Origin of the sequence: Streptomyces sp. NPDC093586 (assembly GCF_044764905.1) — a bacterium.
GTDB lineage: Bacteria > Actinomycetota > Actinomycetes > Streptomycetales > Streptomycetaceae > Streptomyces.
Map to the genome: position 1 here is coordinate 1 of NZ_JBIWJA010000079.1, position 8330 is coordinate 8330.

The following is an 8330-nucleotide window of genomic DNA, read 5'->3' on the forward strand; positions in this document are numbered from 1 at the left end:
TTGAGTGATTGCTGGAGCGCCGAGGGCAGCTTGGACGCCACCTTTTCCCGGTATCCGTCAGGGTATGGAGAGGCCATGACGTCAGTATACTGACGCAACAAGAGGCAACGGCAAGCACCTTGCGGAGTTTGACACGGTTTCATCCCCGGCTGAGGGACCACTCGGATTTATCACGCCGTGATAGTCACGGCCCGGACACCGGCACCGGGCCGTGACTATCACGGCGTGATAATCGCTGGCTTCCCTCGCCCGCCCTGGAACAGCCGACCCGCCCCCTGCAACTGGCCCCGCGACGCCGGGCCGTGTGCGTTCGTCCGGGTCGACGCACTGGCCCAGAAGGTCCGCGAGGGCGGCCGCGGCAACATCGTCCCCTCGCTGACGGTCGGTTCGGCGGCGCCGGACACTCCTGCGGGTTCGCCGCGCCGACGGTGCCGACTTCAGGACGCGTGCTGGTGTGGCCACGCCGGTCGGTGATGGCCGCTTCGACGACATCCCGGATGCCCAGGGGGAGGCCATGGCATCGACTCACTGACCCCTTCGCTCCCTGTGGCACCTGGTTCGGGACGTCTGGCAGGGTCCGCCCGGATCGGGGGGGGGGGGGGGGGGGGGGGGGGGGGGCCCCCCCCCCCCCCCCCCCCGCGCCTGTACGTTGTGGGCGGTACGGGGCCGTCTCAGCGGCCGGCGCCTCCGCCGGCGTTGGGTCCGTCGTAGTCCTCGCCGTAGGCGCCCTTGGCGGGGCGGCGGCGGCGCATGGGCGGCTCGACGCCGTCGGCGAGGCGGCGGGCGGTGAGCAGGAAGCCGGTGTGGCCGATCATCCGGTGGTCCGGGCGGACGGCCAGGCCCTCCACGTGCCAGTTGCGGATCATCGTCTCCCAGGAGGTCGGCTCGTTGAAACAGCCGATCTCGCGGATGGACTCGACCGTCCGCGCGAGCTGGGTGGTGGTCGCGACGTAACAGCACAGGATGCCGCCGGGCACGAGCGCCTTGGAGACGGCCTCCAGGCACTCCCAGGGGGCGAGCATGTCGAGGATGACCCGGTCGACGTCGGTGTCGGACAGGTTGTCCTGGAGGTCGCCGACGGTGAGCTGCCAGGCGGGGTGCGGGCCGCCGAAGTAGCGCTCCACGTTCTGCCGGGCGATCTCGGCGAAGTCCTCGCGGCGCTCGTAGGAGTGCAGCATTCCCTGGTCGCCGATGGCGCGGAGCAGGAAGCTGCTGAGCGAGCCGGAGCCGACGCCGGCCTCGACGACGCGCGCGCCGGGGAAGATGTCGGCGAAGGCCAGGATCTGCCCCGCGTCCTTCGGGTAGACGACGGCGGCCCCGCGGGGCATGGACAGGACGTAGTCGGGGAGCAGGGGGCGCAGCGCGAGGTAGGCGACGTTACCGGTGGTGCGGACAACGCTGCCCTCGGGAGCACCGATCAGTTCGTCGTGGGGGAAGGAACCCTTGTGGGTGTGGAAGTTCTTCCCGGCCTCGAGCGTGAACGTGTAGTGGCGGCCCTTGGGGTCGGTCAGCTGTACCTGGTCCCCGACCTTGAAGGGCCCGCGCCTGCGGGCGGCACCGGTCGGTTCGGACATGTGACCAGCCTACCGGTTCCCTGCCGGAGCCTTGACCGGCGGAGGGGGCGGGCGGCGGTGCGGGCGGTGTGCGGTCGCCCGCGCGGTTCACCCGTGCCCCTTCGGGGCGTGTTCAGCTGGGTCGTGCCATCGCCTTGACGAAGGCTCGTTCCACGTCCGCCGCGGACAGGACGCCGTAGATCTCGCCGGTCTCCTCGACGACCAGGTACTCGGTGGCCGGGGCCGCTCGCAGTGCGTCGAGGAGTTCCTCTCCCGACAGCTCGGCCGAGACGCGCATGCCGTCGGTGAGGTCCTGCGCGAGCCCGCTGACCGGGACCCAGGGACGGCGGTGCTCGGGTACGCCGGCGATGGCGGCCTCGCGGACCAGGGAGACCGGCCTGCCCTCGGCGTCGACGACGACCAGGGCGCGGGCTCCGGAGGCGTTGGCGCGGCGCAGCGCCTCGGAGAGCGGGGTGTCGGCGGGGACGGGGACCGCGCGCCGGGTGAGGGCGCGGGCGCGCAGCTCGGGCAGGTGCTCGCGCAGGCGGGCCATGCGCAGGCTGTTGCCGGCGCCGGTCCAGATGATCGCGGCCAGGATGGCGGCGAGCAGGGCGTCCATCACGGTGTCCATGCCGACGTTGTCCACGGCGCCGGAGCCGAGCGCTCCGGACTGGGTGAGCAGGGGCAGTCCGATCAGGACGGAGACGGCGAGTGCCCGGCCGACCCAGGCGGCGGCGACCGTGCCGCTCATCGGTCTGCCGGTGATCTTCCAGACGACGGCGCGGAGCATCCGGCCGCCGTCGAGGGGGAGGCCGGGGAGCAGGTTGAAGACGGCCACGATGAGGTTGGAGATCATCAGACCGGCCAGCAGGACGCCGGGGACGGTGCCGGGCTCGACGGGGAGCAGGGCGAGATAGAAGACGCCGGCGAGGACGAGGGAGAGCAGCGGGCCGACGAAGGCCAGCACGAACTCGCGGCCGGGGGTCTCGGCCTCCTTCTCGATCTCGGAGACGCCGCCGAAGAACTGGAGCTGGATGCGGCGGACCGGGAGTCTGAAGCGGAGGGCGGCGACGGTGTGGGCCAGTTCGTGGACGAGGACGGAGGCGTAGAAGGCGACCGCGAAAAAGAGGGAGACGAGGTAGCGTGCGGCGCCGAGTTCGGGCAGGACCCGGTCGAGCTGGCCGCCGAACACCCAGGTGATCAGGGCGGCGACGAGGAACCAGCTGGGCGCGACGTACACGGGCACGCCGAAGGGCCGCCCCATCAGCAGCCCGCCTCCGGGCTCGGGCCGGCGCTGCGGTGGCCGCCCCGGGCTGCCGCCGGTGTGGGCCTCGGCCCGGTGGTGGCCGGGGGACGGCCCGGCCGGCGGGACGCCGGCGCCGCCGGCGGTGTCGGCCCCGGCGGTGTCGGCCGGGGGCTCGGTCCCTGGGGCTTCCGTCCGTCCCCCGGCGTCCTCGCCTACCGTCGGTGACTGCCCTGCGGCGCCCTCTTCCGTGCTCCGGGGCTGTTCCCCGGGCGTGTCGGCAGCCGTGGGCTCCGGGTGTCCCGGGTCCGGGGGCGGGGACCCCGCGTGGGGACCGGCCGACTCGTCGTTGCCGGGCCGCGGGTGCCCGCTCCCGCCGCTCACGTCCACGGTGTCCCCTCGTTCGAAGCGTGTTCCCGCGCCTGCCGTGCGGGAGGGTCTGGTGTCGATGGTATGCGGCCGTCGCGGCCCGTTCCGCCCCGGCACCCGATGCCTCCCGTCCGTCGCGCGGGTCACGGCGGCGGCTGGGTCACTGTCAGTGGCGGGCCGTAAGGTCTGTGGCATGGAGACGAGCATCGAGGACGTCGCGGAGGACGCCGGCGGCCGCACCCCGGCGGAGGCAGCGGAAGCGGCCGAGGGCGGGCCGGCCGTCGCCGACCCGCAGCCACCCGCGTCCACATCCGCGCCCGTGCCCGTCGCCGTGGCGCCCGCCTCGCTGTCGCCGTCGCGGGCCGGCGACTTCATGCAGTGCCCGTTGCTGTACCGGTTCCGGGTGATCGACCGGCTGCCGGAGAAGCCCAGCGAAGCGGCGACCAGGGGCACCCTGGTGCACGCGGTGCTCGAGCGGCTCTTCGACGCGCCGGCGGCCGAGCGCACGCCACCGCGGGCCAAAGCGCTGATCCCCGGGCAGTGGGACCGGCTGCGGGAGACCAGACCCGAGGTCGGGGAGCTGTTCGCGGACGACCCGGAGGGCGAGCGGATGGCACGCTGGCTCGCCGAGGCGGAGCGGCTCGTCGAGCGCTGGTTCACCCTGGAGGACCCGAGCCGGCTGGAGCCCGCCGAGCGGGAGCTGTTCGTCGAGGCCGAGCTGGAGTCCGGGCTGCGGCTGCGCGGCATCATCGACCGGGTCGACGTGGCCCCCACCGGCGAGGTGCGGATCGTCGACTACAAGACGGGCAAGGCGCCCCGGCCGCAGTACGCCGAGGACGCGTTGTTCCAGATGAAGTTCTACGCGCTGGTGGTGTGGCGGCTGAAGAAGGTCGTCCCGCGGCGGCTCCAGCTCGTCTATCTCGGCAGCGGTGACGTGCTCACGTACGATCCGGTCCTCGCCGACCTGGAGCGGGTCGAGCGCAAGCTGCTGGCGCTGTGGGAGGCCATCCGGCTGGCGACCGAGACCGGTGACTGGCGGCCGCGCCCCACCAAGCTGTGCGGCTGGTGCGACCACCAGGCGCACTGTCCGGAGTTCGGCGGCACTCCCCCGCCCTACCCGCTGCCGGTGAGGGCGGCCGAGTCGGGCACCACCGAGCAGGGCAGAATGGGGCCGGACTAGCGAAGGAGACTTACGTGGCCATCCGTGTCCTACTGGTCGACGACCAGCCGCTGCTGCGCACGGGCTTCCGGATGATTCTGGAGGCGGAGCAGGATCTCGCGGTCGTCGGCGAGGCCGGAGACGGCCTCCAGGCTCTCGACCAGGTGCGGGCGTTGCAGCCCGACGTGGTGCTGATGGACATCCGTATGCCGCGGATGGACGGCGTGGAGGCGACCCGGCAGATCACCGGCCCGGAGCGGGACGGTCCGGCCAAGGTGCTGGTGCTGACCACCTTCGACCTCGACGAGTACGTGGTGGAGGCGCTGAAGGCGGGTGCCAGCGGGTTCCTGCTGAAGGACGCCCCGGCCAACGAACTGGTGCAGGCGATCCGCGTGGTGGCGAACGGCGAGGCGATGCTCGCGCCGAGCATCACCAGGCGGCTGCTCGACAAGTACGCCACCCATCTGCCCTCCGGCGAGGAGTCGGTGCCGGACACGCTGCACACGCTGACCGACCGCGAGGTGGAGGTCCTGAAGCTGGTGGCGCGTGGCCTGTCCAACGCGGAGATCGCCGCCGACCTGTTCGTCAGCGAGACCACCGTCAAGACGCACGTCGGGCATGTGCTGACCAAGCTCGGGCTGCGCGACCGGGTGCAGGCCGCGGTGTACGCGTACGAGAGCGGGCTGGTGCGCCCCGGCGCGCAGTAGCCGCCGGCACGACCGAAGGGCGCCCTCTTCCCGGGAAGAGGGCGCCCTTCGGTCGTGCCGGGGCCGGGTGCGTCAGCCGCTCACACCGCGGGCCAGCTCCCACAGCTGCAGCGAGGAGGAGGTGTTGAGGGCGTAGGCGGTGCCGGTGATGTCGTCGCGGACGGCGACGTACTGCTTGCCCTGCCACAGGGGGATCAGCGGGACGTCTTCGGCGATGACGTCCTGCATCCGGGTCAGGCTGTCGGCTGCGGACAGGCGGTCGGCCTCACGCCGGGACTGCGGGATCAGCTTGTTGATGACCTCGACGTTGGTGTACGGCGAGTTGAGGGCGTTGTCCTTGTCGAGGAACGGCGCCAGGAAGCTGTCGGCGTCCGGGAAGTCGGGGAACCAGCCCATGCCGTAGACGTCGTACTCGCCCTTCAGCTCGGCCGGGTTGAAGACCTTCCAGGGGATGCCCTCGATCTCGACGTCGAACAGACCGCTGTCGTTCAGCTGCTTCTGCAACTGCTCGAACTCCTGCTTGGTCGCGGCGCCGTAGTGGTCGGTGGTGTAGTTCAGGGTCAGCTTCACCGGCGTGGTGACGTCCGCGGACTCCAGCATCGCCTTCGCCTTGCTCACGCTCGGTTCGCCGTACGTGTTGAAGAACGAGTTGGAGTGGCCGGGGATGCTGGCCGGGACCATCGAGTACAGCGGCTCGGCCTGGGAGCCGTAGACCGCGGAGACGAGCTCGTTGCGGTTGATGAGCTGGGCCATCGCCTTGCGGACGGCCTTGTCCTTCACGGTCGGGGCATCGGTGTTGAAGCCCAGGTAGCGGATCTCGAGACCGGCCACCTCGATGATGTCGACGTCGCCGCCCGTGTCCTCGGAGAGCTTCCGGACCTGGTCCGGCGTCATCGCACGGGTCATCAGGTCGATGTCGCCCTTCTCGAGGGCGGTGCCCATGCTCTGGGCGTCGGCGAAGGAGACGATCTCGGCCTTGTCGTTGTTCACCTTGAGGCTCCCCTTGTAGTGGGGGTTCTTGGTGAACACGGCCTTGGCCAGTTCGCCGTCCTTGATCTCGGGCTTCATGGTGTAGGGGCCGGAGCCGTCCACCTCGAAGCCGTCGCGCAGGCTGTCCTTCTTGTAGTCGTCCGGGTTGACGATGCCGGCGACCGGGGTCGACAACTTGAACGGGAAGGTGGCGTCGGCGGTGTTGAGGTGGAAGATGACCTCGCGGTCGCCCTGGGTCTCCACGGTGTCGATGGTGGACAGCAGCGAGAACACGCCGGTGGCGGCCTTGAGGGAGAGTGCGCGTTCGATCGAGTACTTCACGTCGGCCGCGGTGACCGGGTCGCCGTTGGCGAACTTGAGGCCGTCACGCAGGGTGCAGGCGTAGCGCTCGTTGCCGGTGTCGGTGAATCCGCACTTCTCGGCCGCCTCGGGCACCGGCTGTCCGTCGCCGCGCGGCTGGACCATCAGCGTCTGTACGGTCTGGCGCAGAATGTTCCAGGCGCCGACGTCGTAGGCGTACGCCGGGTCGAGGGGCGCGGGGGCCTCCTTCGAGGCGGTGAACCGGTCCGTGGTGCCGACGACGACCGCGTCCCCGCCGCCACTGCCGCCGTCGGACCCGCCGCAGGCGGCGAGTACCGGGGCGAGCAGGCCGATGACGGCCGGCAGCACCAAAGTCTTGCGGTTCATGCTCGAGTTTCTCCAGAGCTGTTGGGTCCGTGTATGCGGCATGCAGGGGTGTCGCAGGCCGGTCACAGGGGTAGTGGCTGAGGTTCTCGCGACGAGATTAGTCCGCGCCCGCACGGGGGCCCGAAGCCCCCGGAGTTGAGGGCTCATCACAGAGCGAAACCGGGCGCGGACGCACCGAAAACCCGACAGCGGAAGGATTAGTGCAGCGCTTCACCAATCGGGACACATGGGCGTGCCGACAACGTTCTCCCGGCGGGCGTCAGCACAGCCGCACCTGCCTGTCGACCCCACGACAGGTGGCGAACGTCACATGTGGACGGTTCGGCGGCTGCCGTGATCCGGCCGTCGCAGCGGCCGCTTTTCGTCCGGTGCGCGGCTCCCGGACCCGGGCGGAGGGCCGTTCGCGCATCGTGCCGGGCGGCGGCCCCGCACGCTGCGCGGTCGCTCAGCCCACGTGTGTGACCAGGCCGCGCAGGAAGGCCAGATCGACCTCTTCCAGCGACCGCACCACGGTACGCCGGGCGGCCGGGGTGATGGGGGCGACCGACGGGACGGCCACGACGTGGCAGCCGGCGGCCTCCGCGGCGGCGACTCCGGTCGCGGTGTCCTCGACGACGGCGCACCGGGCCGGATCCGCGCCGAGTCCGGCGGCGGCGGCCAGGTAGGGGTCGGGGTGGGGTTTGGTGCGCGGCACCTCGTCGCCGGCGACGGTGAGCGCGAAGTGGTCGCGGCCGAGCGAGGCCAGGACGCGGTCGATGATGCGCCGGTGCGAGGCGGAGACAAGAGCGGTCGGGATCTCGTGCTCGGACAGCTCCGCGAGCAGCCGGACCGCGCCCGGCATCAGGGGCAGGCTGCGTCCGATGCGCTCCTCGAAGCCGTCGTTGAGCAGCACGGTGAGTTCGGCGAGCGAGATGTCGGCACCGGTGGCCTCGATGAGGAAGCCCGCGCTGCGGGTCATGGGACCGCCGACCACCACATGGCGCCAGGAGTCGTCGAGGGGGTGGCCGAGGGAGGCGAAGACCTCCTTCTCGACGTCCCACCAGAAGCCCTCGGTGTCCACCAGGGTGCCGTCCATGTCGAGGAGCACCGCCTGCAGGGCGGAGCCTTCGGCCGTACGGGTTCCGAGCGCGGGGACCGTACTGGTCATCCACGTACCTCCTTGAGGGACGATCAGGCCGGTTCCCACGAGGGGAACCGGCCTGCAGTGGACCGACCAGTGTACGACGTACGGAACCGGAACGCCCGGAGTGGCGCCCGGCACGGTGCGGCCGGGGCCCGTGCCGGTCTCAGCGGGCGTTGAAGTACTTGGCCTCCGGGTGGTGGATCACGATGGCGTCGGTGGACTGCTCGGGGTGGAGCTGGAACTCCTCGGACAGGTGGACGCCGATGCGTTCCGGCTGGAGCAGGTCGGCGATCTTGGCGCGGTCCTCCAGGTCCGGGCAGGCGCCGTAGCCGAGGGAGAAGCGGGCGCCCCGGTACTTCAGGGCGAACATGTCCTCCATCTCGGCCGGGTCCTCTCCGCCGAAGCCGAGTTCGGCGCGCACGCGGGCGTGCCAGTACTCGGCGAGGGCCTCGGCGAGCTGGACGGACAGGCCGTGCAGTTCGAGGTAGTCGCGGTAGGC

7 protein-coding genes are annotated in these 8330 nt (G+C 71.3%); 2 read left to right on the forward strand and 5 right to left on the reverse strand.

All coding sequences use genetic code 11. From position 1 onward, the window contains the following. Positions 1-671: 671 nt before the first annotated feature. Both ACIRFH_RS36225 and ACIRFH_RS36230 read right to left on the reverse strand, forming a co-directional pair. Positions 672-1574 carry a tRNA (adenine-N1)-methyltransferase gene (locus tag ACIRFH_RS36225; RefSeq protein WP_403530745.1) on the reverse strand — a complete coding sequence of 301 codons (903 nt, stop codon included), beginning with the start codon at positions 1572-1574 and terminating at the stop codon, positions 672-674. Positions 1575-1686: 112 nt separating this feature from the next. Continuing rightward, positions 1687-3186: a site-2 protease family protein gene (locus ACIRFH_RS36230; RefSeq protein WP_403530748.1), complete on the reverse strand. Its 1500-nt coding sequence runs from the start codon at positions 3184-3186 to the stop codon at positions 1687-1689. Between the two features lie 172 nt (positions 3187-3358). Between ACIRFH_RS36230 and ACIRFH_RS36235 the strand changes: the two genes are divergently transcribed. Beyond that, a complete protein-coding gene (locus ACIRFH_RS36235) occupies positions 3359-4345 on the forward strand; it encodes a RecB family exonuclease (RefSeq protein WP_403530751.1) in 987 nt (328 codons plus the stop codon). 14 nt (positions 4346-4359) lie between these two features. Further along, positions 4360-5031 carry a response regulator gene (locus tag ACIRFH_RS36240; protein ID WP_403530753.1) on the forward strand — a complete coding sequence of 224 codons (672 nt, stop codon included), beginning with the start codon at positions 4360-4362 and terminating at the stop codon, positions 5029-5031. Positions 5032-5103: 72 nt separating this feature from the next. Here ACIRFH_RS36240 and ACIRFH_RS36245 read toward each other — a convergent pair whose 3' ends face one another. The 3 genes from ACIRFH_RS36245 to ACIRFH_RS36255 form a co-directional block, all read right to left on the reverse strand. Beyond that, the gene (locus ACIRFH_RS36245) at positions 5104-6708 is read right to left on the reverse strand and encodes an ABC transporter substrate-binding protein (RefSeq protein ID WP_403530756.1); all 1605 of its coding nucleotides are present in this window, start codon (positions 6706-6708) and stop codon (positions 5104-5106) included. A 445-nt stretch (positions 6709-7153) separates the two neighbouring features. Further along, complete coding sequence (locus tag ACIRFH_RS36250) at positions 7154-7855, reverse strand: HAD family hydrolase (RefSeq protein ID WP_403530759.1); 702 nt, start codon at positions 7853-7855, stop codon at positions 7154-7156. A gap of 139 nt (positions 7856-7994) precedes the next feature. Beyond that, positions 7995-8330 (reverse strand): vitamin B12 dependent-methionine synthase activation domain-containing protein (locus ACIRFH_RS36255; protein WP_403530762.1); only part of this gene is annotated, 336 nt, incomplete at its 5' end.